Origin of the sequence: Nocardioides pinisoli (assembly GCF_024199985.1) — a bacterium.
Taxonomy (GTDB): Bacteria; Actinomycetota; Actinomycetes; order Propionibacteriales; family Nocardioidaceae; genus Nocardioides; species Nocardioides pinisoli.
Window position 1 is genome coordinate 15,737 of sequence record NZ_JANARS010000012.1, and the last position, 23,139, is coordinate 38,875.

At 73.1% G+C, this 23,139-nt stretch carries 25 protein-coding genes, 1 tRNA gene and 1 other RNA gene; 11 read left to right on the forward strand and 16 right to left on the reverse strand.

From position 1 onward, the window contains the following. The first annotated feature begins 105 nt into the window (after positions 1-105). From NCI01_RS20280 to NCI01_RS20290, 3 genes are all read left to right on the forward strand, one after another. Positions 106-177: transfer RNA gene (locus NCI01_RS20280), tRNA-Val, on the forward strand. A gap of 112 nt (positions 178-289) precedes the next feature. After that, positions 290-682, forward strand: coding sequence for a hypothetical protein (locus NCI01_RS20285; RefSeq protein WP_254183303.1), 393 nt, complete (start codon positions 290-292; stop codon positions 680-682). A 24-nt stretch (positions 683-706) separates the two neighbouring features. After that, positions 707-1,606 (forward strand): serine/threonine-protein kinase, encoded by a 900-nt coding sequence (locus NCI01_RS20290; protein WP_254183304.1) that lies wholly within the window; start codon positions 707-709, stop codon positions 1,604-1,606. Between the two features lie 27 nt (positions 1,607-1,633). On the opposite strand, the gene NCI01_RS20295 is transcribed toward NCI01_RS20290, so the two are convergent. Genes NCI01_RS20295 through NCI01_RS20305 form a run of 3 tightly spaced genes read right to left on the reverse strand, consistent with a single transcriptional unit; the run spans position 1,634 to position 4,164 of the window. Further along, positions 1,634-2,305, reverse strand: a complete 672-nt coding sequence (locus NCI01_RS20295; RefSeq protein ID WP_254183305.1) for a response regulator transcription factor — start codon at positions 2,303-2,305, stop codon at positions 1,634-1,636. Between the two features lie 25 nt (positions 2,306-2,330). Then, a complete protein-coding gene (locus tag NCI01_RS20300) occupies positions 2,331-3,809 on the reverse strand; it encodes a sensor histidine kinase (RefSeq protein ID WP_254183306.1) in 1,479 nt (492 codons plus the stop codon). Further along, positions 3,742-4,164 (reverse strand): hypothetical protein, encoded by a 423-nt coding sequence (locus tag NCI01_RS20305; protein WP_254183307.1) that lies wholly within the window; start codon positions 4,162-4,164, stop codon positions 3,742-3,744. The genes NCI01_RS20300 and NCI01_RS20305 overlap by 68 nt, the downstream gene beginning before the upstream one ends. 149 nt (positions 4,165-4,313) lie before the next feature. On the opposite strand from NCI01_RS20305, the gene NCI01_RS20310 reads away from it, so the two are divergent. From NCI01_RS20310 to NCI01_RS20325, 4 genes are read left to right on the forward strand one after another with little or no spacing between them, the layout of a single operon-like run. Then, a complete protein-coding gene (locus NCI01_RS20310) occupies positions 4,314-5,846 on the forward strand; it encodes an AMP-binding protein (protein WP_254183308.1) in 1,533 nt (510 codons plus the stop codon). 22 nt (positions 5,847-5,868) lie between these two features. Continuing rightward, the gene (locus NCI01_RS20315) at positions 5,869-6,987 is read left to right on the forward strand and encodes a Nif3-like dinuclear metal center hexameric protein (RefSeq protein ID WP_254183309.1); all 1,119 of its coding nucleotides are present in this window, start codon (positions 5,869-5,871) and stop codon (positions 6,985-6,987) included. Between the two features lie 29 nt (positions 6,988-7,016). Next, positions 7,017-7,757 carry a zinc ribbon domain-containing protein gene (locus NCI01_RS20320; RefSeq protein ID WP_254183310.1) on the forward strand — a complete coding sequence of 247 codons (741 nt, stop codon included), beginning with the start codon at positions 7,017-7,019 and terminating at the stop codon, positions 7,755-7,757. Positions 7,758-7,771: 14 nt separating this feature from the next. After that, positions 7,772-8,866 carry an FUSC family protein gene (locus tag NCI01_RS20325; RefSeq protein ID WP_254183311.1) on the forward strand — a complete coding sequence of 365 codons (1,095 nt, stop codon included), beginning with the start codon at positions 7,772-7,774 and terminating at the stop codon, positions 8,864-8,866. Positions 8,867-8,875: 9 nt separating this feature from the next. Here NCI01_RS20325 and yaaA read toward each other — a convergent pair whose 3' ends face one another. After that, complete coding sequence (gene yaaA, locus NCI01_RS20330) at positions 8,876-9,655, reverse strand: peroxide stress protein YaaA (protein WP_254183312.1); 780 nt, start codon at positions 9,653-9,655, stop codon at positions 8,876-8,878. A gap of 52 nt (positions 9,656-9,707) precedes the next feature. On the opposite strand from yaaA, the gene NCI01_RS20335 reads away from it, so the two are divergent. Both NCI01_RS20335 and NCI01_RS20340 read left to right on the forward strand, forming a co-directional pair. Continuing rightward, positions 9,708-11,159 carry an RNB domain-containing ribonuclease gene (locus NCI01_RS20335; RefSeq protein ID WP_254183313.1) on the forward strand — a complete coding sequence of 484 codons (1,452 nt, stop codon included), beginning with the start codon at positions 9,708-9,710 and terminating at the stop codon, positions 11,157-11,159. 92 nt (positions 11,160-11,251) lie between these two features. Further along, the gene (locus NCI01_RS20340) at positions 11,252-12,367 is read left to right on the forward strand and encodes a superantigen-like protein SSL4 (RefSeq protein ID WP_254183314.1); all 1,116 of its coding nucleotides are present in this window, start codon (positions 11,252-11,254) and stop codon (positions 12,365-12,367) included. A 67-nt stretch (positions 12,368-12,434) separates the two neighbouring features. Here the strand turns inward: NCI01_RS20340 and NCI01_RS20345 are convergent, their stop codons facing one another. The 3 genes from NCI01_RS20345 to map form a co-directional block, all read right to left on the reverse strand. Next, positions 12,435-13,319, reverse strand: a complete 885-nt coding sequence (locus NCI01_RS20345; RefSeq protein ID WP_254183315.1) for a DUF559 domain-containing protein — start codon at positions 13,317-13,319, stop codon at positions 12,435-12,437. A 144-nt stretch (positions 13,320-13,463) separates the two neighbouring features. Further along, an RNA gene (gene rnpB, locus NCI01_RS20350) (RNase P RNA component class A) lies at positions 13,464-13,839 on the reverse strand. Positions 13,840-13,852: 13 nt separating this feature from the next. Next, positions 13,853-14,701 carry a type I methionyl aminopeptidase gene (map, locus tag NCI01_RS20355; RefSeq protein ID WP_254183316.1) on the reverse strand — a complete coding sequence of 283 codons (849 nt, stop codon included), beginning with the start codon at positions 14,699-14,701 and terminating at the stop codon, positions 13,853-13,855. Positions 14,702-14,824: 123 nt separating this feature from the next. Between map and NCI01_RS20360 the strand changes: the two genes are divergently transcribed. Then, the gene (locus NCI01_RS20360) at positions 14,825-15,049 is read left to right on the forward strand and encodes a hypothetical protein (protein ID WP_254183317.1); all 225 of its coding nucleotides are present in this window, start codon (positions 14,825-14,827) and stop codon (positions 15,047-15,049) included. Here NCI01_RS20360 and NCI01_RS20365 read toward each other — a convergent pair whose 3' ends face one another. Continuing rightward, on the reverse strand, positions 15,050-15,670 hold the full coding sequence (locus NCI01_RS20365; RefSeq protein WP_254183318.1) for a hypothetical protein: 621 nt from the start codon (positions 15,668-15,670) through the stop codon (positions 15,050-15,052). It lies immediately after the preceding gene. A gap of 75 nt (positions 15,671-15,745) precedes the next feature. On the opposite strand from NCI01_RS20365, the gene NCI01_RS20370 reads away from it, so the two are divergent. Further along, the gene (locus NCI01_RS20370; protein WP_254183319.1) at positions 15,746-16,027 is read left to right on the forward strand and encodes a hypothetical protein; all 282 of its coding nucleotides are present in this window, start codon (positions 15,746-15,748) and stop codon (positions 16,025-16,027) included. A gap of 19 nt (positions 16,028-16,046) precedes the next feature. Here NCI01_RS20370 and panB read toward each other — a convergent pair whose 3' ends face one another. The 8 genes from panB to NCI01_RS20410 form a co-directional block, all read right to left on the reverse strand. Beyond that, positions 16,047-16,904 (reverse strand): 3-methyl-2-oxobutanoate hydroxymethyltransferase, encoded by an 858-nt coding sequence (gene panB, locus NCI01_RS20375; RefSeq protein WP_302182379.1) that lies wholly within the window; start codon positions 16,902-16,904, stop codon positions 16,047-16,049. Between the two features lie 120 nt (positions 16,905-17,024). Continuing rightward, on the reverse strand, positions 17,025-17,525 hold the full coding sequence (locus NCI01_RS20380; protein WP_254183320.1) for a hypothetical protein: 501 nt from the start codon (positions 17,523-17,525) through the stop codon (positions 17,025-17,027). A gap of 20 nt (positions 17,526-17,545) precedes the next feature. Beyond that, the gene (locus NCI01_RS22880) at positions 17,546-19,516 is read right to left on the reverse strand and encodes an alpha/beta hydrolase (RefSeq protein ID WP_254183321.1); all 1,971 of its coding nucleotides are present in this window, start codon (positions 19,514-19,516) and stop codon (positions 17,546-17,548) included. Further along, entirely contained in the window at positions 19,513-19,842 is a 330-nt protein-coding gene (locus NCI01_RS20390) for a hypothetical protein (RefSeq protein ID WP_254183322.1), read from the reverse strand. Before NCI01_RS20390 ends, NCI01_RS22880 begins: the two co-directional genes overlap by 4 nt. After that, complete coding sequence (locus tag NCI01_RS20395) at positions 19,839-20,354, reverse strand: hypothetical protein (protein WP_254183323.1); 516 nt, start codon at positions 20,352-20,354, stop codon at positions 19,839-19,841. The genes NCI01_RS20390 and NCI01_RS20395 overlap by 4 nt, the downstream gene beginning before the upstream one ends. Before the next feature lie 70 nt (positions 20,355-20,424). Next, positions 20,425-21,603 (reverse strand): PQQ-dependent sugar dehydrogenase, encoded by a 1,179-nt coding sequence (locus tag NCI01_RS20400; RefSeq protein ID WP_254183324.1) that lies wholly within the window; start codon positions 21,601-21,603, stop codon positions 20,425-20,427. 83 nt (positions 21,604-21,686) lie between these two features. Then, positions 21,687-22,196 carry a hypothetical protein gene (locus tag NCI01_RS20405; RefSeq protein WP_254183325.1) on the reverse strand — a complete coding sequence of 170 codons (510 nt, stop codon included), beginning with the start codon at positions 22,194-22,196 and terminating at the stop codon, positions 21,687-21,689. A 9-nt stretch (positions 22,197-22,205) separates the two neighbouring features. Continuing rightward, on the reverse strand, positions 22,206-23,087 hold the full coding sequence (locus tag NCI01_RS20410) for a GNAT family N-acetyltransferase (protein ID WP_254183326.1): 882 nt from the start codon (positions 23,085-23,087) through the stop codon (positions 22,206-22,208). Positions 23,088-23,139 lie beyond the last annotated feature (52 nt).

Here is a 23,139-nt window from a genome sequence, read left to right on the forward strand (position 1 = left end):
AGACGCCAGCGGTTCAACTCATTTCAGGACGCGGTCCGCCCGGGCCGACGAGGCCGCTGACGGTTTGCCGGGCGCCGCTCGCGGTCCCGTAGTGTGTGCCCCTGCGCGTCGGTAGCTCAGCGGTAGAGCACTCGGTTTACACCCGAGCGGTCGGCGGTTCGAAACCGTCCCGACGCACCCCGTCCTCCTCCATGAGAGGCCTCTCATCAGGGCCTCACGGTCGGCTCACGGCCGGTCCCCACTCTTGTCCTGACACCGGGCCGCACGGCCCCCGACGAGAGGAACCACGATGAGGAAGATCCTTCCCACCACCCTGCTGGGAGTGGCCGGCCTGACCGCGTTCGGCCTGATCGGCATGTCGTCGCCGGTCGTGTCCGCGACGTCCGACGAGGCCGCGAAGCGTGAGGACGACGCTCCGTCGCTCGTCCTGGTCGCCGACGACGACGATGACGACACCTTCGACGACGACGATGACGACACGCGCACCAACAGCCCCTCCTACACCGGCCAGAGCCGCGACACCAACGACGACACCAACAGCCGCGTCACCGACGTGAGCCGGGACCGCGACAAGAGCCGCGGCGACAAGACCCGCGACTGGACCCGCGACGGCGGCGACAAGACCCGCGACAAGACCGCCAACAACACCAACGACCGCAGCCGCAACGACACCCGCGGCTGACCGCGGTCGGTGAGGGAGGCGAGCATGGGCCGCAACGACGACGGCTGGCACCTCGAGGAGGGCGAGCTCCTCGCCCCCGGGCTGAGCGCCCTGAGGCGCCTCGGTGGCGGGGCCGCCTACGAGGCCTGGCTGTGCTTCGACGAGGTGACCTGGTCGCCGGTCGTGGTCAAGGTGCTGCGTCCCTCCCAGCTCGAGGACGAGTCCTCCCGGCGCGGCCTGCGCCGGGAGGTCCTCGCCCTCGCCACCGTCAACCACCCGGTCGTCGTGCGGGGCCTGCGCGACGGGCAGGACGGCGACCGACCGCACGTGGTGCTCGAGCACGTCGACGGGCCCCGGCTCTCCAGCCTGGTCCGCCGCTACGGGCGGCTGCAGGAGCAGCAGTACCTCCCGCTCGCCATCGACGTGGCCGCGGCCCTGCACTACTTCCGCCACATCGGGTGGACCCACCTCGACATCAAGCCGAGCAACGTCATCATGGGCGCGCCGGCGCGGCTGATCGACCTGTCCGTGGCGCGTCCCGAGGAGGACGCACGCCGCCTCCGCCACCCGATCGGCACGGACGCCTACATGGCGCCCGAGCAGTGCCACCCGGGCGCGTCGCGGGACGACGGCGGACCCGTGCCGTCGTACGCGTCCGACGTGTGGGGCCTGGGCGCGACGCTCTTCCACGCGGTCGCCGGCCGGAAGCCCTTCGAGCCCGGCGATCCCGACGCGGACGACGTACGCCGGCGCTTCCCGCAGCTCGTCGACACCCCGGCGGCGCTGCCGGACGACGTGCCGCCCGTGGTCGCCGAGACCGTCCTGGCCTGCCTGCAGCGCGACCCCGACGACCGTCCCCTGCCCCACGAGGTGGCCGAGGCGCTCGAGCCGGTGCTGGCCGGGCTGCCGCGGGGGTCGCTCGCGGGCTTCAAGATCCGCGGCTAGCCGTTGCGGCCGGCCGCGGCCGGTGGCTCAGGTCGCGAGCCGGTAGCCCACCCCGCGCACGGTGGCGATCGTGTCGGTGCCGAGCTTCTTGCGCAGGTAGCCGACGTAGACGTCGACGACGTTGGACCCGGGGTCGAAGTCATAGCCCCAGACCAGGTCGAGCAGCTGCTCGCGGGTCAGGACCTGGCCCGGGTTGAGCAGGAAGATCTCGGCCAGCGCGAACTCGCGGGCCGACAGCTCGGACTCGCCGAGCGGCCCGGAGACGCGACGGGTGCGCCGGTCGAGCCGCAGGCTGCCGACGACGACGTCGTCCCCGCTCGCGGGCGCGTCGCTCGGCGCGAGCGCGCGCAGCCGGAGCCGGATGCGGGCCATCAGCTCGGCGAAGCGGAACGGCTTGGCCATGTAGTCGTCGGCCCCGCTGTCGAGTGCGGTGACCGTGTCGGTCACCGAGTCGCGCGCGGTCAGCACGATGACGGGCATCCGGCTGCCCTGCGAGCGCAGCTGGTCGAGCACCTCGAAGCCGTCCATGCCCGGGAGCCCGATGTCGAGGACCATCAGGTCGAAGCGCCCCGACAGGGCCTCGTCGAGCCCGCTGGGGCCGTCGCCGGCGACGGTCGGCTGATGGCCCTCGGCGCGCAGGCCCTTGGCCACGAACGAGGCGATCCGCTCCTCGTCCTCCACGATCAGGATCTGGGCCATCGGTCGTTGCTCCTCGGGTCGTCGGTCATCGGTCGATCCCGCGGTCGGGCAGGACGACCTCCACGTGCGCGCCGCGGGGCTCGGCGTCGGTGATGCGTACGACGCCGCCGTGGGCGTCGGCGATCGCGCGCACGATGCTGAGGCCGAGACCGAAGCCGTCGTCGCCCGCGCGCACCTGCGAGCGGCCGAAGCGCTCGAGCACGGCGTCACGGTCGTGGGCGGGGATCCCGTCGCCGGTGTCGCGGACCCAGAGCCGCACCTCGCCGTCACCGCGCGCGGAGCCGACGGCGACCTCCGCCCCCGGGTCGGTGTGCTTGACCGCGTTGTCGGCGAGCTGCAGCAGGGCCTGGGTGATCCGCTGCTCGTCGAGCACGGCCCGCCCGCGGGCCACCTCGTCCAGCCGCCACGAGCGGTCGCCGAGCGCGGTGGCCTTGGCCAGCACCGACTGGGTGAGGCCGGACAGCTCGACCTCGCCGAGCACGAGGAAGTCGGGACGGCGGCTCTTGGCCAGCAGGATCAGGTCGGTCACCAGCCGCGACATCCGGTCGACCTCGTCGAGCAGGAGCTCGCGGGTCTCGGCCAGGTCGTCGGGGTCCCGCGGGTCGAGGAGCTCCAGGTGACCGCGGACCACCGTCAGCGGCGTCTTCAGCTCGTGGCCGGCGTCGTCGAGGAACTGGCGTTGCGCGGCGAACCCGGAGTCGAGGCGCTCGAGCATGCTGTTGATCGTGCGGGTGAGGGCGGTGATGTCGTCGTTGCCGCGCTCGGGGATGCGCCGCGACAGGTCGGTGGCGGTGATCTCGCGCGCCGTCTCCTCGAGCGTGCGCAGCGGCGCGAGCAGGCGACCCGACTGGAAGGCGGCGATGGTGGTGATCAGCCCCAGGGAGAGCAGCGCGATGAGCGTGTAGGTCTGCAGGGTGCGGTCGAGCTCCTCGTGCTCGTCGCGCAGGAAGTTCACGATGACCAGCGCGCCCTCGCCCTGGGCGTTGGTCACCGGGACCAGGGTCACCCACGTCTCCCCGAACGTGGGTGACTCGATCACGCGGGTCCCGCCGACCCCGGTCAGGTCCGACAGCACCTCCCGGTAGGCCGGCTCGTCGAGGACCTCCTGCCCGTAGCGGTTGGCGGTGCGCTCGGGGGTCTGGCCGCGGACGTAGCCGACCAGCATCTCGTCGTCGTCGGGCACGTTGCGGGTGAGGAAGACGTTGAGCACCCGGCCGACGTCGTCGAACTCCTCGCCGGTGTTGGGGTCGATCCGCAGCGCGCGGAACTCGGCGATCTCTTGGTCGATCTGGGCGGTGACCTGGCGCTCGATGCGCGCCGACTCGAGGGCGTACACGAGGAGCCCGGCGCCGGTCATCGCCACCGCGGTGAGCAGCGCGATGACGACCGTGAGGCGGGTGCGGACCGAGACGCGGGCGAAGGGGCGACGGGCACGGTCAGTCGTCCCGGTCGTCGGCGTCGTCACCGTCGTCACCGTCGTCGGCGTCGTCCGTGTCGTCGTCATCGTCGTCCCCGTCGTCCCACTCGTCGTCGTCATCCTCCCCGATCGGGGTCGGCTGGGGCGTCACGACGACGGCGTCGCGTCCGCGGTCGTCCCGTTCGCCTCCTCCGCCGCCACCGTCGCGGGGCGGGGGAGGAGGCGTGGGCCGCGGGGTCGGGGTGGGCCCCGTTGTGGGCTCCGTTGTCGGCTCCGTCGTGGGCTCCGTGGTGGGCGGCGTCCCGGGCCCGGCGTCGCGCAGGATCACCGGGCTGTGGTCGGCGGGCGCAGGTGCGCCGGGCGAGGCCAGCGACCCGGCGACGTAGGCCGTCACCGGCACCACGACCGCCAGGAGGAGGAGCACCCTGGTCACCTGTCCCACGCCGGCGATCGTGGGCTCCCGGCGTGGGGACAGCGTGAGACGTGGATGAGAACCTTCTTAGGGTCCGTTCGTCGACGTCCACGCGCCGTCCGTCGCACCCGTCGCGGGAGCGCTCGCAGCGCCGGGTGACGCGTGCCACAGTGGGCGCCATGATCGTCCCCTTCAGCGTCACCGACTTCATCGAGCGCGCGGCGGCCGTCTACGGCGAACGTGCGGGATTCATCGACGAGCCCGACCAGCCGGCCGCGTCGCTCGGCACGCTGACCTACGCCGAGGCGTACGAGCTGTCGCGCCGCCAGGCGGCGCGGCTCGACGAGCTGGAGCTCGAGGTCGGCGACCGCGTCGCGATCATCAGCCACAACTCGGCGCGGCTGCTGACGTCGTTCTTCGGCGTGTGCGGGTCGGGCCGGGTGCTGGTGCCGATCAACTTCCGGCTGCGGCCCGACGAGATCGCCTACATCGTGTCCCACTCCGGCGCGCGGGTGCTCTACGTCGACCCCGAGCTCGTGGAGTCGCTGAAGGACATCGACGTCGAGCACACCTTCGTGCTGGGGGAGGACGAGTCGATGTTCGCCGCCCCCGGCGCCGAGCCGCGCGCGTGGGAGCCCGACGAGAACGCGACGGCCACGATCAACTACACCTCGGGCACGACCGCACGACCCAAGGGCGTGCAGCTGACCCACCGCAACCTGTGGACCAACGCGGTGACCTTCGGCCTGCACGCCGGGGTGAGCGACCGCGACGTCTACCTGCACACGCTGCCGATGTTCCACGCCAACGGCTGGGGCATGCCGTTCGCCATGACCGGGCTCGGCGTGCCGCAGGTGGTGCTCCGCAAGGTCGACGGCGCGGAGATCCTGCGCCGCGTCGAGCAGCACGGGGTGACCGTGATGTGCGCGGCGCCGGCCGTGGCCGCCGCGGTGCTGGAGGCCGCCCAGGACTGGGAAGGCGAGATCCCCGGGCGCGACCGGGTGCGGATCATCATGGCGGGCGCACCGCCGCCCACGAAGACCGTGGTGCGGGTCGAGGAGGAGCTCGGCTGGGAGTTCGTCCAGATCTACGGCCTCACCGAGACCTCGCCGCTGCTGACGGTCAACCGCGGGCGCGCCGAGTGGGACGACCTCCCGGCCGAGGAGCGGGCTGCCCGCCTGGTGCGTGCCGGCGCGCCGGCCATCGGCGTACGTCTGCGCACCGACGAGCACGGGGAGGTGCTGGCGCGCTCGAATGTCATCCTCGAGGGCTACTGGGAGCGGCCCGACGAGACGGAGAAGGCGCTCGTCGACGGCTGGTTCCACACCGGCGACGGCGGCGTGATCGGTGAGGACGGCTACCTCACGATCAGCGACCGCAAGAAGGACGTGATCATCACCGGCGGCGAGAACGTGTCGTCGATCGAGGTCGAGGACGTGCTGTTCTCCCACCCCGCGGTGGCTGAGGTCGCGGTGATCGGCGTGCCGAGCGAGAAGTGGGGCGAGACCATCAAGGCGCTCGTCGTCCTGGCCGAGGGTGCGAGCGCGGACGAGTCGGAGCTCATCGCCTGGTGCAAGGACAAGGCGGCCGGCTACAAGGCGCCGACGTCGATCGAGTTCCGCGACGAGCTCGCCCGCACCGCGACCGGCAAGCTGCAGAAGTTCAAGCTGCGCCAGCCCTACTGGGAGGGGCAGGAGCGCCAGGTCCACTAGCGCCTGCTCGATACTGGGCCGCATGCCCCGCCTCGCCGACGTCGTCGACCTTCTCCACGCCTGGTACCCGCCCGGCACCGCCGACTCGTGGGACGCCGTCGGCCTGGTGGCGGGGGACCCGTCGGCCGACGTGGCGCGCGTGATGCTGGCCGTCGACCCGACGACCGACGTCGCGCGCGAGGCGGTGGAGTGGGGCGCCGACCTGCTCGTGGTGCACCACCCGCTGTTCCTCACGCCGGTCAGCTCGGTCGCCGCCGACACGCCCAAGGGCCGCACGCTGCACACCCTGACCGCCGGTGGCTGCGCGCTGCTCACCGCCCACACCAACGCCGACCAGGCGGTCTCCGGCGTCTCGGAGTCGCTGGCGCTGGCGCTCGGGCTCACCGACCTCGCGCCCATCCGCCCGGCCCCGGCCGGCCCGCTCGACAAGGTGGTCGTGTTCGTGCCGGTCGACGCGGCGGAGGCCGTCCGCACGGCTATCACCGACGCGGGCGCGGGGCGCATCGGTGACTACGACTCCTGCACCTGGACCGCGACGGGCGAGGGCCGCTTCCGGCCGCTCGACGGGGCGACTCCCGCCGTCGGCGCCGTCGGCGGCCTCGAGGTGGTCGAGGAGGCCCGCGTCGAGGCGGTGGTCCCGCGAGGTCGTCGTACGGCCGTGGTGCGGGCGCTGCTGGCCGCGCACCCCTACGAGGAGCCCGCCTTCGACGTCGTCCCGCTCGCCGACCCCGGCCTCGCCACCACCGGCACCGGACGGACCGGCACGGTGGAGGAGACGTCGCTCGAGGCCTTCGCCGCCCGGGTCGCGGCCGCTCTGCCGGCCACCGCCCACGGCGTACGCGTCGCCGGTGACCCGCGACGTGCGGTGCGACGGGTGGCGGTGTGCGGCGGGGCGGGCGACTTCCTCCTCGACGAGCTCGCCCACAGCGACGTCGACGTCTACGTGACCAGCGACCTCCGCCACCACCGGGCGGCCGAGTTCCTCGAGCACGACGGGCCGGCTCTCGTCGACGTCGCCCACTGGGCGGCCGAGTGGACCTGGCTGCCGGCGGTGGAGGCTCGGCTGCAGCAGGCGCTGGGCGATAGGGTCGAGACCCGGGTCAGCACGCGGTGCACCGACCCGTGGACGTTCCGCCACTGAACCCCCGAACAGTCGAAGCAGGAGAGCCGTTGAAGGCCGATCCCACCCACCAGCTCGCGCTCCTCGATGTCGCCGAGCTCGACTCGCGCGCCGCCCAGCTGCGACACCAGCGCGGCCACCTCCCCGAGCTGGCCGAGATCAGCACGCTGGAGGCGGAGCGCACCGCGCTCACCGACCAGGTGCGCGACGCACGCATCGTCGTCGACGACCTCACCGTCGAGCAGTCCAAGGCCGACCGGGAGGTCGAGCAGGTCAAGGCCCGCCGCGAGCGCGACCGCACCCGGATGGACTCCGGGCAGATCACCAACCCCAAGGACCTCGAGCGCATGCAGCACGAGCTCGTCTCGCTCGAGCGACGCATCTCGACCCTCGAGGACGCCGAGCTCGAGGTGATGGAGAAGCTCGAGGAGGCCCAGCAGGTGCTCGACGGGCTCGGCATCCGCGCCGAGGACATCGACGCGCGGCTCGCCGAGCTGGTCGCGGCGCGCGACGAGAAGCGCGCGGCCATCGACCGCTCCCTCGAGGAGGTCGTCGCGGCACGCGGCCCGGCGACCGAGGGGATGCCCGACGACCTCATGGCGCTCTACGAGCGGCTGCGCGAGCAGAAGGGCATCGGCGCGGCGCTGCTGCGCGCCCGGCAGTGCGGCGGCTGCAACATGACCCTCGACGCGTCCGAGCTGTCCCGGATCCGCTCGGCGCCGGCCGACGAGGTCATCCGGTGCGAGGAGTGCCAGCGCATCCTGGTGCGCACCGACGAGTCCGGCCTCTGAGGGGCTGACGCGTCGTGCGCCTCATCGACGCGGAGCTCGTCGCGCAGCGCAGCCGGCTGTCGGTGCGTGCCCGCGTCGCCCGGCTGCGGGCCAAGGGCTGGGTGATCGGGCAGTGCGCCGTCGCCGCCGGGGTCGCCTGGTGGCTGGCCGCCGACGTGTTCAACCACCGGCTGCCGTTCTTCGCGCCGATCGCGGCCGTGGTGTCCCTCGGCATGTCCTACGGCCAGCGCCAGCGCCGCGTCGCAGAGGTCACCGTCGGGGTGGCGCTCGGCGTCTTCCTCGGCGACGCGGCCACCCACCTGATCGGCTCGGGAGGGTGGCAGATCGCGCTGATCGTGGCCGCCGGCATGTCGATCGCGCTGCTGCTCGATGCCGGGCAGCTGATGATCATCCAGGCCGCGGTGCAGGGTATCGTCGTCGCCGCGCTCGCCCCCGCGCCGGGCGACGCCTTCATCCGCTGGACCGACGCGATCATCGGCGGAGCCGTCGCCCTCGTGGCGGCCACCGTCGTGCCGCGCGCCCCGCTGCGCAAGCCGCGCGACCAGGCGGCCGTCGTGGTGCGCAAGATCGCCGAGCTGCTCCGCTCGTCGGCCGACCGGATCGGGGACGGTGACGTCGACAAGGCGCTGGCGGTGCTGCGCGACGCCCGGTCCACCGACACGCTCATCGCCGAGCTGCGCGCCGCGTCGCAGGAGGGCCTGTCGGTGGTGAGCTCCTCGCCGTTCCGGCGACGGCACGGCGAGCACCAGCGGCAGCTCGCCGAGCTCGTCGAGCCGCTCGACGTGGCCCTGCGCAACACGCGTGTGGTCGTGCGGCGGGTGGCGGTGGCCGCCTACCGGCGCGAGCCCGTCCCGTCGTCCTACGCCTCGCTCATGCGCGACCTGGCGGACCTGTCGGAGCGGGTCGCCGACGAGCTGGTGGCCGACCGGATGGCCACGGCCGTCATCGACGACCTCATCGCGCTGGGGCACGCCACCGCGCAGGTCGAGCACAGCGACGACCTGTCGGCCGAGGTGGTCCTCGCGCAGGTGCGCTCGATCATCGCCGACCTGCTGGCGCTGTGCGGGATGGACCCGCTCGAGGCCACCGACGTGATCCCGCTGCGCTAGGTCCTGCGCTCAGACCTCCGTCACCACGACGTCGAGCTGGGTGCCCCTCGCCGTGGGCTCGCCGACCTCGACGGTCCAGCCGAGCCGGCCGAGGGCGTCGGCCAGCGCGGCCGGCGTGCGCGGGTTGGCGCCGTCCTCGAGCAGGGCGCGGACGATGCGCCCCTTGGTCGCCTTGTTGAAGTGGCTCACCGCCGACCGCCTGCCGCCCGATTCGTGGAGGACGCGCACCGTCGCGACGCGGCGGGCCGCCTCCGGCGCCGGGCGCCAGAAGGCGGCGTAGGTCCCGGAGCGGAGGTCGACGAGCAGGCCAGTGCCGACCGCCTCGGTCACGGCCTCGCCGAGGACCTCGCGCCACACGCCGGCGACCGAGCCGGTCCCCGGCAGCGTCGCGTCGCCGGAGAGGCGGTAGGCCGGGATCCGGTCACCGGGTCGCACGATGCCGAAGAGCGAGCTGGTGACCGCCACCCGCGCGGTCGCCCGGCGGCGGGCAGCGGGGGAGAGGGTGTCGAATCCGAGCGCGTCGTAAAGCACCCCGGTGTAGATGGCATCGGCGCGGGCGGTCGGCGCGTCCGCCAGGTCGGCGTTGCGCTGCACCAGGTCGCGCTGGGCGGGACCCAGCCCCAGCACCGCAGCAGCCTTCTCCGGGTCGTCGGCGCACAGGCGGACCAGCGCCTCCAGCAGCGTCGTACGGGCGGGGGTCAGGGACGGTGAGGAGAGCGAGCCCAGGTCGAGGGGCTTGCCGCGGCGGGGAGCGGTCTTGCCCTCGCTGGGCGGCAGGAGGATGAGCACGCGCGCAAGCGTAGGCAGCGTCCGCCGTGACCACCCGGCTAGGGTCCCGGGTATGCCCAGCAACCGTGTGGTGAAGGTCCGGTCGACAGGCGACAGCGTGACGGCGCAGGAGATGCGTGACGGCATCGCTGCCATCCAGGCCGACCTCGAGGTGACGCCGACCTTCCCCGAGGCCGTCGAGCGCGCCGCCGCCGAGGCCGCTGCCGCGCCGCGCCTGCCCGAGCTCGACCGCACCGACATCCCGTTCGTGACCATCGATCCCGACTCGGCACGCGACCTCGACCAGGCGATGCACATCGAGCGTGACGGCTCGGGCTACGTGGTGCACTACGCGATCGCCGACGTGGCCGCCTTCGTCACGGCGGGCGACCCGGTGGACGTCGAGGCCAACCGTCGGGGCGAGACGCTCTACGGCGCCGACTCCAAGATCCCGCTCCACCCGCCGGTGCTCAGCGAGGGAGCCGCGTCGCTGCTGCCCGACGAGGTGCGCCCGGCGCTGCTCTGGACCATCAAGGTCGACGAGACCGGTGAGGGCACCGACGTCGGGGTCGAGCGGGCGCTGGTGCGCTCGCGGGCCAAGCTGTCCTACGAGGGCGTGCAGGCCGACCTCGACGCAGGCAGGGCCGACGAGCTCATCGGCCTGCTGAAGGAGGTCGGCGAGCTGCGCCTGGCCCGCGAGGCCGCGCGCGGCGGGGTGTCGCTGCCGCTGCCCGAGCAGGAGCTGATCGAGAACGGCGACGGGCACTGGGAGCTGGAGTTCCGCCGGCTCACCCCGGTCGAGACGTGGAACGCCCAGATCTCCCTCCTCACCGGGATGGCCGCCGCCTCGCTCATGGTCTACGCCCGCATCGGTGTCCTCCGCACCCTGCCGCCGGCCGATCCCCACGACGTGCAGCGCCTGCACCGCACCGCCCGCGCCCTCGGCATCTCCTGGCCGGCCGAGCAGCTCTACCCCGACTTCATCCGCACGCTCGACCCCGCGCAGCCCACCCACGCCGCGATGATCGTGGCCTGCACGCGCCTGCTGCGCGGCGCGGGCTACGTGACGTTCAACGGCGAGCTGCCGGAGCAGGCCCAGCACTCCGCGCTCGCCTCGGAGTACGCCCACGTGACCGCCCCGCTGCGCCGGCTCGCCGACCGCTACGCCGGCGAGATCTGCGTGGCACTGTGCGCCGGCACCGACGTCCCGTCGTGGGTCGTGGAGGCGATGGCCCAGCTGCCCGACACGATGACCGAGTCGGGTCGCCGGGCCAACCGCTACGAGAACGCCGTCGTCGACCTCTGCGAGGCCGAGCTGCTGAAGAACCGTGTCGGCGAGACCTTCGGCGCCGTCGTCGTCGAGGTCGACGAGAAGGACCCGACCAGGGGCGACGTCACGATCCAGGACCCGGCCATCGAGGCGAAGGTCTCGGGATCCACCGACCTGCCCCTCGGCGATGAGGTCCGGGTGGTGCTGGTGCAGGCCGACCCGAGGTCCCGGGCGGTCTCGTTCGAGCCGGCCTGAGCGGCGTACGCGGGTCTGGTCCCACCAGGATGTTTCAGTCCCTACGGGTGTGGGGAGCCTCTGCGAAACCGCGTTGGGTGAACGCTCAACGTATGTGGCCAGACGACGCGCCGCTCCCGACCCGGGACGCCCCCCAGCTGGCCACCGTCCTCGTGCCCAGCGACGGCGCGGTCGCTGCTGACGCATCCTCGGCCCAGGCCCCGGAGACCCCGGTCACGACGACCGACGGTCCGACGGGTGGCCCGACCCCCACCCCGACACCGACGTCCACCCCGACCTCCACCCCGACGTCCGAGCCGACCACCACCCCGGATGCCGAGACGGGCGACGACGTCACCGAACCGGACGGCAGCGACACCTGGATCTTCCCGTCCGACGAGCCGCTCGCTCCGGGGGAGGGCGACAACCAGGCCGTCTCGGTGAACACCACCGACGAGACCGCGGCCTACTCGGTGGCCTTCGCGCTGGTGTGGGCCGACGGCTCCGAGCCGGCGGAGAACACGAACGAGGCGTTCGCCGCCGCCAGCTGCACGAGCTGTGCCGCCATCGCCGTCGCGTTCCAGGTCGTGCTGGTGGTCGGCGACGTCGACGTCGCGGTTCCGCAGAACCTGGCGGTCTCCGCGAACTACGAGTGCACCAGCTGCCTGACGTACGCCCTGGCCGTCCAGCTGTTCGTCACGCTGCCGGGCCCGTTGAGCGACGACGCCGTCGCCTCCATCAACGAGCTGTGGCAGCAGATCGCCGACTTCGGCGCCGACATCGCGAACGTCCCCCTCGACCAGATCCAGGTGCAGCTGACGGCGTACGAGCAGCAGGTGCTCGACATCATCGAGGCCGACCAGGGCCCGCTCACGGACACCGACCCAGCCACCCCCACGGACGACCCGTCGTCCTCGCCGGACGAGTCGGACACGGAGTCGCCCTCGGACACGCCCACGCTCGAGCCCACCCAGCCGAGCGGATCCACGACCACCCCCGGCGCGCCGACACCCTCGGAGAGCACCAGCCCGACGCCGAGCGAGGCGCCGACCGAGACCCTCACCGAGTCGCCGACCGAGTCGCCGACCGAGAGCCCGACGGAGACCCCGACGGAGACCCCGACGGAGACCCCGACGGAGACCCCGACGACGAGCCCGACCAGCCCGGCGCCCACGAGCGCCAGCCCGACGCCGTCGGGCGACACCAGCGAGTCCGCCAGCCCCGGGTGAGGGGCGGGCGGGTGCGGCCGTACGGTCCGGCGCGTCGGACGACCAGAAGTCCGGCGCGGGCCGGTCCTCAGGCGGGACGGGCCAGGTGGTCGGCGACTTCTGGTCGTCCGACAGGCCGGACCAGCTCGGCCAGCACCCAGCGGACGTAGGCCTGGTCGTGCATCACCTGCTCCCACGTGAAGCGGAGCACGCGCCATCCGCGGAGCACCAACAGGTTGTAGCGGGCACAGTCCTTGCGGTGGGCCTTGCGCGAGGCGTGGAACGACCACGAGTCGGCCTCGAGCACCAGGCGCAGCACGTGGCACACGAGGTCGGGGTGCACGACGCCTGTGCCGAGGTCGACCTCTGCCTGCGGCTCGACGACGAGCCCGGCCTCGATGCACAGGGCTCTCAGCACCGACTCGAAAGGGTTCGCGGCCCGGCCGTCGGCGTGCCGCAGCACGCGGCGTACGGCAGCAGCGCCGGCACCGCGTACGTCGATCGCGTCGAGCTCCTCGCGGCTGACGTCGCCGTGCCTCAGGGCGGAGTCGGCGATGGCGAGGGCCTCGTCGAAGTCGAGGACGCGCGCGCAATCGACCACCGTGCGCAGTGGTGTCGTCACGCCGTCGACGACCTGGTCGTCCGCGAGGTTGGCCCAGTGGATGGCGACGTCGGCGCGTTGGCACGGGGTGAGCTTGCGGCCTCGACCCACCATCAGCTCGGGGTGCTCGGGCTGCCCCTTGAGCTCCCATCCGTGGTGCGCGGCGGCGCTGCGCAGGCACACCACGGCCGTGAGCCGGGCTGCCGCGGCCCTCGCTTCTGTCGCCGTCGCCAGGACATATCGCCCGCGCACCGGGCGCTGCAGCCGACCGAGCGCCACCGCGGTGCGCAGGCGCCGGCGGGTCGTGAGCCGGAGCAGCCGGCTCGCCGAGGCGGTGCCGCCGAGGCGCTCGAGGGCGGCGACCGGGTCCATGGGGTGCAGCCTGCCCGGTCTGCCTGCTGTCGCGCTCCGGTCATCCACAGGCGGGTCGGACGACCAGAAGCAACACCGGCGGCGACGAGCCACGCTCGCGGACGGCGTACGACGGCGGTTGTGGTCGTCCGACGCGCCGGGAGGGGAGTGGGTCGGCCTGTAGGCCGGGTTCTGTCCCGCTGACGCGGGGGCGACCATCCATCTGCGACGACCGTTGCCGGCCGCCTGGTGCGATCTACCCGGATGCTCGGGCGGGCCGCCCTCGGACGCATCCTGTCTGATCTTGCTCCGGGTGGGGTTTGCCTAGCTGCGCCGGTCGCCCGGCGCACTGGTGGTCTCTTGCACCACCGTTTCACCCTTACCGGCACCGCGCCGGAGCACGGTGCAGGCGGTCTGTTCTCTGTGGCACTGATCCCGCGGGTTGCCCCGGGTGGCTGTTGGCCACCACCCTGCCCTGTGGAGCCCGGACCTTCCTCGACCCCTCACTCGCGCGAGGTGCCGCGGCCGCCCGGCCGACCCACTCGAGGCTGAGTCTAGGGGTGCGTCAGCACCTCGGCGCCATCCTCGGTCACGAGGAGGGTGTGCTCGAACTGAGCGGAGCGGCGGCGGTCCTTGGTGACGACCGTCCAGCCGTCGTCCCACATGTCGTAGTCGGGCGTGCCGAGGTTGAGCATCGGCTCGATGGTGAAGGTCATGCCGACGCGGATCTCGTCGTCGAAGCGCTCGTCGTCGTAGTGCGGGATGATCAGCCCGGAGTGGAACGCGGTGCCGATGCCGTGGCCGGTGAAGTCGCGGACGACGCCGTAGCCGAAGCGCTTGGCGTAGGCCTCGATGACGCGGCCGATGATGTTGACGCGCCGCCCCGGCTTGACCGCCTTGATCGCGCGGTCGAGGGCCTCGCGCGTGCGCTCGACGAGGAGTCGCGACTCCTCGTCGACGTCGCCGGCGAGGAAGGTGGCGTTGGTGTCACCGTGGACACCGCCGATGAAGGCGGTGATGTCGATGTTGACGATGTCGCCGTCCTCGACGACGCGCGAGTCGGGGATGCCGTGGCAGATCACCTCGTTGACGCTCGAGCACAGCGACTTGGGGAAGCCGCGGTAGCCCAGCGTCGAGGGATAGGCGCCGTGGTCGCAGAGGAACTCGTGGCCGATGCGGTCGAGCTCGTCGGTGGTCACACCCGGTACGACGTGGGAGCCGACGAGGTCGCGGGCCTGGGCGGCCAGGCGGCCGGCGATCCGCATGCGCTCGATCGTCTCGGCATCCTTGACCTCCTCGCCCGTGAACCGCTGCGGCGTCGGCCGGTCGACGTACTCCGGGCGGGCGATGTGGGCGGGCACGGAACGACGCGCAGACACCTCTGCGGGGGACACGACAGGCACGGCGCGAGTGTAGTAAGCGGGTCTCGATACGCCCCTGTCGCGACCTCGCAAGCTCGGTCGCGGGGGCACTCGACCTCCCGCCACACGCGGGACTCGTGCCTCGTGCCCCGCTAGTGTCGTGACATGAGCGAGAACGAATACTGGTTCTGCCTGACCCACCACACGGTCGAGGGCAGGGACGGCTGCCGCAACAGCGACCGCCTCGGTCCCTACGCGTCGGCCGCGGAGGCCTCGCGCGCGCTCGAGAAGGTCGAGGAGCGCAACGAGGAGTGGGACAACGACCCGAAGTGGAACGACGACGCGCCGGGCTCCGGCGACGGTCTCAGCGACGGCACCCCGGACAACTGATCACTTCTTCTTGTTCTTCTTGCCCTTGACGGGGTTGGCCGACTGAGCGACGTCGGCGGCGACGCGGACGCTCTTGAGCGCCCGCTTGGTGTTCTTGTCGAGGGTCTTCGTGAGCTCGGCGATCGCGGCCTCGTACTGCTTGCTCACCCGGGCGGCCGTCTCGGCGGCGACCCGCTCGGCGGTGTCCTGCGCGACCTTCTGGATCATCGCCGCGGTGCTGATCGCCTGGGTGCCGGCGTCGACGGCGCGCTCGGCGGGGGAGCGGCGTGCCGGGGTCGCCACGGACGTGTCGGCGGGCGCGGACTTCGTGGCGGTGCTCGTCCCGGCGGCGGGCGTCTTCTTGGCGGGGGCCTTCCTGGCGGCGGTCGACTTCGTGGCGGTGCTCTTCTTCTTGGCCGCGGACTTCCGGGCCGTGGTCTTCTTCGCGGGGCTCTTGGTCGCGGGAGCCTTCTTCGCCGTGGACTTCTTCGCGGTGGACTTCTTCGCGGTGCTCGTCTTCTTGGCGGTGGTGCTCGCGGGCGTCTTCTTCGCGGTGGTCTTCTTCGCCGGCGTCTTCTTGGCGGTGGTCTTCTTCGCGGTGGTCGTGGTGGCTGCCGTCTTCTCGGCCGGGGTCTCGCTCACGGAGGGCTCCTCGCGTCGTCGGGTTGCCTGATCCTGCCGCGCCTGACGCGTGTTGTCACCGGCTAGCGTGTCGCCGTGCCCCGACCCGCCGTCCGCGAACGGCTCTCGCCGTGGCCGTTCGCCGGCATGGTCGGGCTGGCCTGCGTCGCGTTCCTGATCGGGGCGACCGGGGTCGCGGTCGGAGCGCCGTGGTGGGCGCTGGTGCTGCTCGCCCTCGTCTGGGTGGCGGCCCTGCTGGTGGCGGTCGCGTGGTTCACGAGCCGGCCCCGGGCGGTCGTGCTGCTCCCGGTGGCCGTCGCGCTGGTGTGGTTCGCGACCGTGGTCGGCGGCGCGCGCTGGCTCGGCTGGTCGGCCTGACCAGCGCGGCGCCCGGTGGTCAGAACGTGTGCTCGGCGCCCGGGAACGTGCCGCCGCGGACGTCGTCGGCGTAGGCCCTGGCCGCCTCGAGCAGGACGCCGTGCACGTCGGCGTACTGCTTGACGAACCGCGCCATCCGGCCGGTGCGCAGGCCGAAGGCGTCCTGCCACACCAGCACCTGGCCGTCGCACCCGGCGCCCGCGCCGATGCCGATCGTCGGGATGGTCAGCTCCTTGCTGATCCGCTCCGCGACGTCGCCGGGCACCATCTCCATGACGACGGCGAAGGCGCCCGCCTCCTGCACGGCGTGGGCGTCGGCGATGACGCGGTCGCTCGCGTCACCGCGGCCCTGGACGCGATAGCCGCCGAGGGTGTGCTCGCTCTGCGGGGTGAAGCCGATGTGCGCCATGACCGGGATGCCGCCGCGCGTGCACTTCTCGATGACCGGTGCCATCTCGGCGCCGCCCTCGAGCTTCACGCAGTGGGCGCCGGCCTCCTTCATGAAGCGCACCGCGGTGAGGTAGCCCTGCTCGGGGGACGCCTGGTAGCTGCCGAAGGGCAGGTCGCCCACGACCATCGCGCGCTTCACCGAGCGGGCCACCGCGCGGGTGAGGGGGAGCAGCTCGTCGACGGTGACCGGCAGCGACGTCTCGTTGCCCAGGACGTTGTTGGAGGCCGAGTCGCCGACCAGGAGCAGGTCGATCCCCGCCTCGTCGAAGGTGGCGGCGGTGTACATGTCGTACGCCGTCAGCATCGTGATCTTGTCGCCGCGCTCCTTCATCTCGCGCAGGTGGTGCGTGCGCACGCGCTTGACGGGGGCCGCCGGCGCGGCGGGCCCCGAGCCGTAGGGGGCGGTCTCTTCAGGCTGCTGGGACATGCTCGCTCCTCGTCATCTCGCGGCTCCCCGATGGAGTCCACGGACCGCATTCAGGCTAGACCCGACCCGCCGGTACGACGCTGTGGTGGTGCTCACACGCCCGAGGGCGGCCGCTCGCGCTCAGGGCAGCAGCGTGCGCGACGGCTCGAGGTTGGCGGCCTCGACGTAGTCCTCGTCGTCGCCGCTGTAGCGCTTGCACGGCCCGGAGAAGCTCACCTTCCAGGCTCCCTTGCCGCGGGCGGGCGAGGGCTGGAAGTCGAGGTCGACCTCCCCGCGGCTCACGCTCACGTGTCCCTCGACCTGGGTGCCGTCCTCGAACCCCGCCTCGGTCAGGGCCGAGCGCACGGCCTCGAGCTGGCCGCCCGCGCCGCCGGCGGGTGCCACGAGGGTGCCGCCGCCGGAGTAGACATGGCCGACACCGCCCGGGCAGGAGCCCCAACCGGCTCCGACCTCCACCTTCGTGGCCCGCAGGGCCCGCTCGACGAGGGGCACCGCGTCGGAGACGGCGTCGACGACCTGCTGCTCCCGCTCCTTGGCCGACACCTCGTCCTCGCCGAGGCTGCAGGACGAGACGCCGACGACGAGCGCCACGATCGTGAGGACGGTGAGCGTGGCGCGCATGGCAGTCACGGTAGCGGTCCTCATGGCCAGTGGTCCGGCCACAGGTCGTCCCAGGCGTCCCGAGCACCGTCGACCGCGTCGCCGAGCCCGTCGCGTACACCCTCGTAGGTCGCGACGGTGCCGTCGCGCACCTCCTCGGCGGTGTCCACCACGGTGTCGACGACAGGATCGACCACGTGGTGCTGGACCTCGCCACCGACCCAGTCGTAGAGGTAGTCGTGCGCCTCCTGGGTGCGGCCGCCGGTGTCGACGACGGCGTCGCTGTTGCCCGAGACGATGTGGGCCATGTTGACGAGTGCGGCGTTGTCGTGGGTGGGGCTCGGGTCGTCGAAGTAGTTGGTGTGGTTCTCCATGAACCCGGTCGTGAGCAGTCCGGTGCCGTGGAACTGTTGTCCGTTGTCGACGGCGAAGTTGATCGCCCCGAAGTCGTGCTGCGCGGGATCGGCGCCCAGCCCGAGGCTGTCGTCCCAGGTGCCGGGCAGCAGGCCGTCCTCACCGCCGAGCCACGACACCGGGTCGTTGTCCGCCGCGCCGACGAAGACCTGACCGGCCGGCATGTCGAGGTCCGACGCGTGGTGCACGCCCTCGCTGGCGCCGGGGCTGCCGATGAGCACCAGGCTGTCGGCATCCATGCCGTCGGCAGCGGCGTAGGACGAGGTGGTCGAGCCGTAGCTGTGGCCGATCACCGTGAGGTGCGGTTGGTCGCCGCCGGTGTGGGTGCTGTTGAGCCCGTCGACGAACTGTGACAGCGCCACCCCGCCGGCCTCGGCGTTGGCCTCGGTCACCGTGTGGGACACGTCGCCGACCGAGGCGCCGATGTCGAGCAGGTGGTCCGACTCAGGGTTGAAGTTGGGGGAGTCGTAGCCGATCCAGGCGATGGTGGAGACCGAGCCGGCGCGGGGCGGGTCCTCGCCGAGCATGCTGTTGACGGTCTCCTCGTAGAGGTTGAGCGCCTGGCCGCCGTTCTCGTCGATCTGGGTGCCGTCCTGCATGATCCCCGGCACGTAGACCGCCGTGTGGTCGGCGGTGTCCGGGTCGCCGTAGGCCACGGCGGCGATGCCGTCGCCACCGAAGGCGTGCGGCTGGTAGGCCATGACGAACGCGTCGACGCCGAGGGCGGCGTACTCCGGCGAGCCCGCCTGGGCCACGGCCATCTCGATGGACTGCGCGTTCTCCAGCCAGCGCAGCTCCGAGGCGGAGAGCTCGTGCCCGGACGCCTGCCTGGCGAGGAGGTACTCGATATCGCGCTGGACCGCCGACGTGTTCGCCTCGTCGCGGTCGCCGGTCGGGATGCCGTTGACGTTGCCGACGAGGTCGGGGTCGCTGATCATCAGGGCGTTGCGCTCGGCCTGCGACAGCCCGTTCCACCAGGCGTTGACCGCGTCGGTGTCGGCGCCGAGGCGGCGCAGCTCGGCGGCCAGCGCGACGGTGTCGGCGCGCCCCGGGGCCGTCGCGGCGCGCGTGCCCTCGGTGAGCTCGTCGACGGCACCGAGCGCGCGGACGGCCCTCTGCTCGTCGTCGTCGACGCGCTCTCGCCAGGTGTCGAGGTCCCGGTGGTAGGTCTCGAAGCTGGCGCGCAGCTGCGCCGCCTGCGCCTGCAGAGCGGGCACCTGGTCCTCGGTCGCGGTCTCGATCCGGCGCAGGAGGTCCTCGCGGTCGTCGTTGAGCCGCTGGCGGCGCTCCATCAGGTCGAGGTGCTCGCTGCGGCGCTCGCGCATCGCCGTCAGGAACCGGTCGATCGCGAGCGCTCCTCGCTCGAGCGCCGCCGACACGGCGGCGGTGTCGGCGGCGAAGACGGTGACGGCATGGTCGGCGGCGTCGGCGGCGTTGCCCGAGAAGTCCTCTGGCGCGCCGTTGGCTCGGGCCCAGTCGGCGACGTCGCTGACCGCGGTCGCCGCAGCACGTACGTCGGTGAGCACGGCGTCGGAGGCGTCGGTGACCTGCAGCTCGGGCTCGCGCGGCAGCCAGGCGGGGACGGCGATCGTGGTCACGGGCCCATCACCTGCACGGGCACGGCGGTGCGGTCGTCCCACATCAGCAGCTGCTGGGTGGCCTCGGTGCTCTCCTGGTCGGTGACGAGGAAGTCCCAGGCGGTCTGGGCGAGGGCGTCGGCGTGCTGCGAGGCCCGGTCGCGCAGCGCCACGGTGCGCTGTTCCCACGTCGTGAGGAAGGCGTCGGCGGCGCCTCGGACGGCGTCGCCCAGCAGGGCGGGATCGGCCTGCGCGAGGTTCTTGCGTGGGCCGTCGAGGCCCTCGGCCTGCTCGTCCCAGGCGTCGCGTGCCTTCGCCAGCGCGGCGGTCCACATCTGCACGGTCATCGCGCGACCTCCTCGGCGGCGCGCACCTTGGCCGTGCGCACGGTCAGCACGACAGAGGTCGGCCGCACGGCGCCGGCCGCCTCGAGCCCGCCGCGACGGCGTGCCACGAGGCGGGGCCGGTCGCCGGGCACCGGACGGGCCTGCCAGCCGAGGTCGAGGAGGGCCCGGCCCGTGCTGCGCAGGAGGGCGACGTTGTCGCCCTCGCCGAGGTCGCCGACGACGGCCACCGCCTCGTACCAGGACAGCCCCCACTCGTCGGTGTGCCAGGACGCGTCACGCTCGGTGGCGTGCGGGTCGTGCTGGAGGCGCTGCAGCAGGTCGTCGAGCGCGCGCTCGACGTCGGCGGCCAGCGTGGTGCGCCTCCCGGCGTCGAGCACCGGGACGGCCGGTGCCGGGCGGGTCTGCGGCAGCACGACGATGTCGACCTCGGGGTGCTGCTCGCGCACGACCCGCAGCATCGGGTCGGCGAGGGCCGGGTCGGGGGCGCCCGGTGGGGTGGCGGGAGGCGTCATGGACACCTTGTTCCGCGCCCGCGCCCGGCTCAAACCCCGCGGACTCTCCGGGGCCGGCGCCGTGAGCCGGTCAGCGTGGGGAGACCCGCAGCACCCGGTCGCCGGTGCCGTCGGCCGTGGTGAGCAGCAGGTCGCCGTTGCGTGCGGCCGTGACCGAGCGGAGCCGGCCGAAGCGCTGGAGCCGGCCCGGGCGCGTCACCGACACCAGCGCGCCCTGGTCGTCGAAGCGCAGGAACAGCACCTCGGACCCCTTCAGCGCCGCCACCGCGAGCGTGCCCTCGAGCGCACCCCACTGCGAGCCGCTGACCCACGCCGCGCCGGAGGTGGCGACCGTCGGGTCCCCGGACGACCACTTCGCCTCCTGCTGGACGCCCGGCAGCGACTGGTCGGTCATCGGGACCGACTCGTCGTAGCCGGGCACGGGGTTCCAGCCGTAGTCGCCACCGGGCACCAGCAGGTTGACCTCGTCGTCGCGGTAGCTGCCGTGCTCGACCGACCACAACGAGCCGTCGGCGCGCTGCGCCAGGCCCTGGACGTTGCGGTGGCCGTAGGACCACACGTAGCGGCGCGGGGTGCCGGCGTCGGCGAAGGGGTTGTCGGCCATCGGCTCGCCGGTCCGCCGGTGCACCCGGAGGACCTTCCCGCCGAGGGAGTCGAGGTCGCGCGGGTTGGTGCCGACGGCGGCGTCGCCGGTGCCGACGAGCAGGGCGTCGGAGTCGCGGTCGAGCAGCAGCCGGCACCCCCCGTGCCGGCCGGAGGTCGACGGGAGACCGGTGAGGACCGTCCGCCGGTGGCCCAGCCGCTTCCACCGCGGGTCGGCGCGCCAGCGGGTGACCTGCACGTGGTTGCGGCCCCGAGCGCTGCCGTGGCAGGCCCACACGGTGCGGGAGCCGGCATCGACGGCCAGCGACATCAGGCCGGTCTCACCGGAGACCCACACCAGTCGCGACAGGTCGGCGAGCGTCCGACGGTCCCCGCGGCGTACGACGCTGATGCGGGCGCGGTCGCGCTCGGAGACCAGCAGCCGGCCGCCGGGCGCCTGCTGGACGTCCCAGGGATGCTGCAGGCGACGTGCGACGGTGCGCACGCGGAGGGCGGGCACCTGGGCGCGCGGGGCGTCCGCGGTGGGCGCCGTGGCCGCCGAGGGCGGGACCACGCCGGACGACAGGGTGCCCAGGGGGGCTGTCACGGCCAGCGCGACAGCGGCGACGAGGGTCCGGGACGACGAGAGGGCGCTCGATCGGTGCACCCGGGTCACGCTACGCAGGACGCCGGGGCCTGACCAGCGTCGGCGGCGGGCGACGACGCCCCGGGATCTGTCGTCCGGGGACGTCAGCGGTCGCCGGAGAGGTCGCCGGAGAGGTCGACGACGCCTTGCTGTCGCGCCTGGTCGGCGCCCTCGTCGGAGAACGCGACGCACGGCCCGGTGAGACTGACGCGCCACACCACGCCCTCGTCGGTGCGCTCCTGGCGTTGGACGAAGAGCTCGAGGCCCTCACGCGTCCCCGCGACGCTGTGGTCGTCGACGGTGTCCTTCAGGGCCCAGCCGGCATCGGCCAGCTCCGTGGTCAGGGCGTCGATGCCGTTGCGCCACGACGCCGCGTCGCCGATGAGACCACCGGAGATGTCGTACTCGAAGGTCTCGTTGTGGAGGCCGCACGGCAGGTGGTTCCCCCCGAAGGTGCTGGACGAGGCGCTGACCGCCGAGGTCATCGCCGGCTTCGCGGAGCGGAGGGCGTCGAGCCCGGCCTCCTCCTGGGTGCCGGGGTCGCTCTTCTCACCGGCGCAGCCGCCGGACGCCATCAGCAGGAGCACGACCAGGACCGACCCGAGAATCCGCACGTCGCGAGCCTAGGTCCTCCGCGTCGGCCGCGAGAGCTGGATGCCGACACGGGTGGTGGCGTAGCCCAGCCGCGTGTTGAGCGCGCGCATCGCCGCGTTGCCGTCCTGCGTCCAGGTGTAGACCTCCTCGACGCCGTGCGCGGCGGCCCAGTCCAGGGCGACGAGCTTGAGGTGCACCGCGAGGCCGCGGCCGCGCCAGTCGCGTCGTACGGCGGTGAGGCCGTTCTCGGCACGCGTCGCGTCGTCGGCGTCGAGGCCGAGCCCGGCACAGCCGACGACCTCGCCGTCGTGCAGGGCGAGGAACATCGGGTCGCCGAGCCAGTCCTGCGCCCAGCGCTCCGGGCTGACGTCGAGCGGGGTGTCGACGGCGAAGTCGGCCAGGCACTCGAGCCCGAAGCGCTCGTAGGCGCCCTCCCACAGTCCGGGGCGCTCCTGCGCCGTGACGACCTCGACGCCGTCGGGGACCGGTGTCACTGCCACCGGACCGTCCACGCGGTAGGTCTGCTCGACCTCCCGGTTGGCCTCCTCGAAGCCGAAGCGGTGGGCGAAGGCCAGCGATCCCTCGTCGTCGGCGCCGGCCCGGAGCGTCGGCAGGCCGAGTCCCTCGACGTGCGCGACGAGGTGGTGCAGGAGGGCGGTGCCGATGCCCTGGCGGCGGTGCTCGGGCAGCACCCGCGGGACCACCGAGCCGGCGCGGGCCATGTCGGAGCGCGCGGCGAGGCCGTGGCCCACCACGACGCCGTCCTGGCGGGCCAGCACCATCAGCCGGTCGGCCGAGGCGCTCTCCCGGAGCTCGGCGACCGAGGCCGTGCGCTCGTAGGGGAGCACCGCGATCCGCACCTGGCGCCACTGCTCGTAGTCGTCGTCGGTCGCGCACGGCGTGATGTCCATGGCAGCACGGTCGCGCACGCGGGGCAGTCGTGCCAGCGAATTCCGGGTGGCA

Coding starts and splice junctions, on each gene's coding strand:
- NCI01_RS20380 (WP_254183320.1), bottom strand. CDS start 17,525: ATGCGCGCCACGCTCACCGTCCTCACGATCGTGGCGCTCGTCGTCGGC.
- NCI01_RS20310 (WP_254183308.1), top strand. CDS start 4,314: ATGATCGTCCCCTTCAGCGTCACCGACTTCATCGAGCGCGCGGCGGCC.
- NCI01_RS20300 (WP_254183306.1), bottom strand. CDS start 3,809: ATGACGACGACACGGACGACGCCGACGACGGTGACGACGGTGACGACG.
- NCI01_RS20410 (WP_254183326.1), bottom strand. CDS start 23,087: ATGGACATCACGCCGTGCGCGACCGACGACGACTACGAGCAGTGGCGC.
- NCI01_RS20290 (WP_254183304.1), top strand. CDS start 707: ATGGGCCGCAACGACGACGGCTGGCACCTCGAGGAGGGCGAGCTCCTC.
- NCI01_RS20285 (WP_254183303.1), top strand. CDS start 290: ATGAGGAAGATCCTTCCCACCACCCTGCTGGGAGTGGCCGGCCTGACC.
- NCI01_RS20315 (WP_254183309.1), top strand. CDS start 5,869: ATGCCCCGCCTCGCCGACGTCGTCGACCTTCTCCACGCCTGGTACCCG.
- NCI01_RS20360 (WP_254183317.1), top strand. CDS start 14,825: ATGAGCGAGAACGAATACTGGTTCTGCCTGACCCACCACACGGTCGAG.
- NCI01_RS20295 (WP_254183305.1), bottom strand. CDS start 2,305: ATGGCCCAGATCCTGATCGTGGAGGACGAGGAGCGGATCGCCTCGTTC.
- NCI01_RS20395 (WP_254183323.1), bottom strand. CDS start 20,354: ATGACGCCTCCCGCCACCCCACCGGGCGCCCCCGACCCGGCCCTCGCC.
- panB (WP_302182379.1), bottom strand. CDS start 16,904: ATGTCCCAGCAGCCTGAAGAGACCGCCCCCTACGGCTCGGGGCCCGCC.
- NCI01_RS20345 (WP_254183315.1), bottom strand. CDS start 13,319: ATGGACCCGGTCGCCGCCCTCGAGCGCCTCGGCGGCACCGCCTCGGCG.
- NCI01_RS20335 (WP_254183313.1), top strand. CDS start 9,708: ATGCCCAGCAACCGTGTGGTGAAGGTCCGGTCGACAGGCGACAGCGTG.
- NCI01_RS20340 (WP_254183314.1), top strand. CDS start 11,252: ATGTGGCCAGACGACGCGCCGCTCCCGACCCGGGACGCCCCCCAGCTG.
- NCI01_RS20390 (WP_254183322.1), bottom strand. CDS start 19,842: ATGACCGTGCAGATGTGGACCGCCGCGCTGGCGAAGGCACGCGACGCC.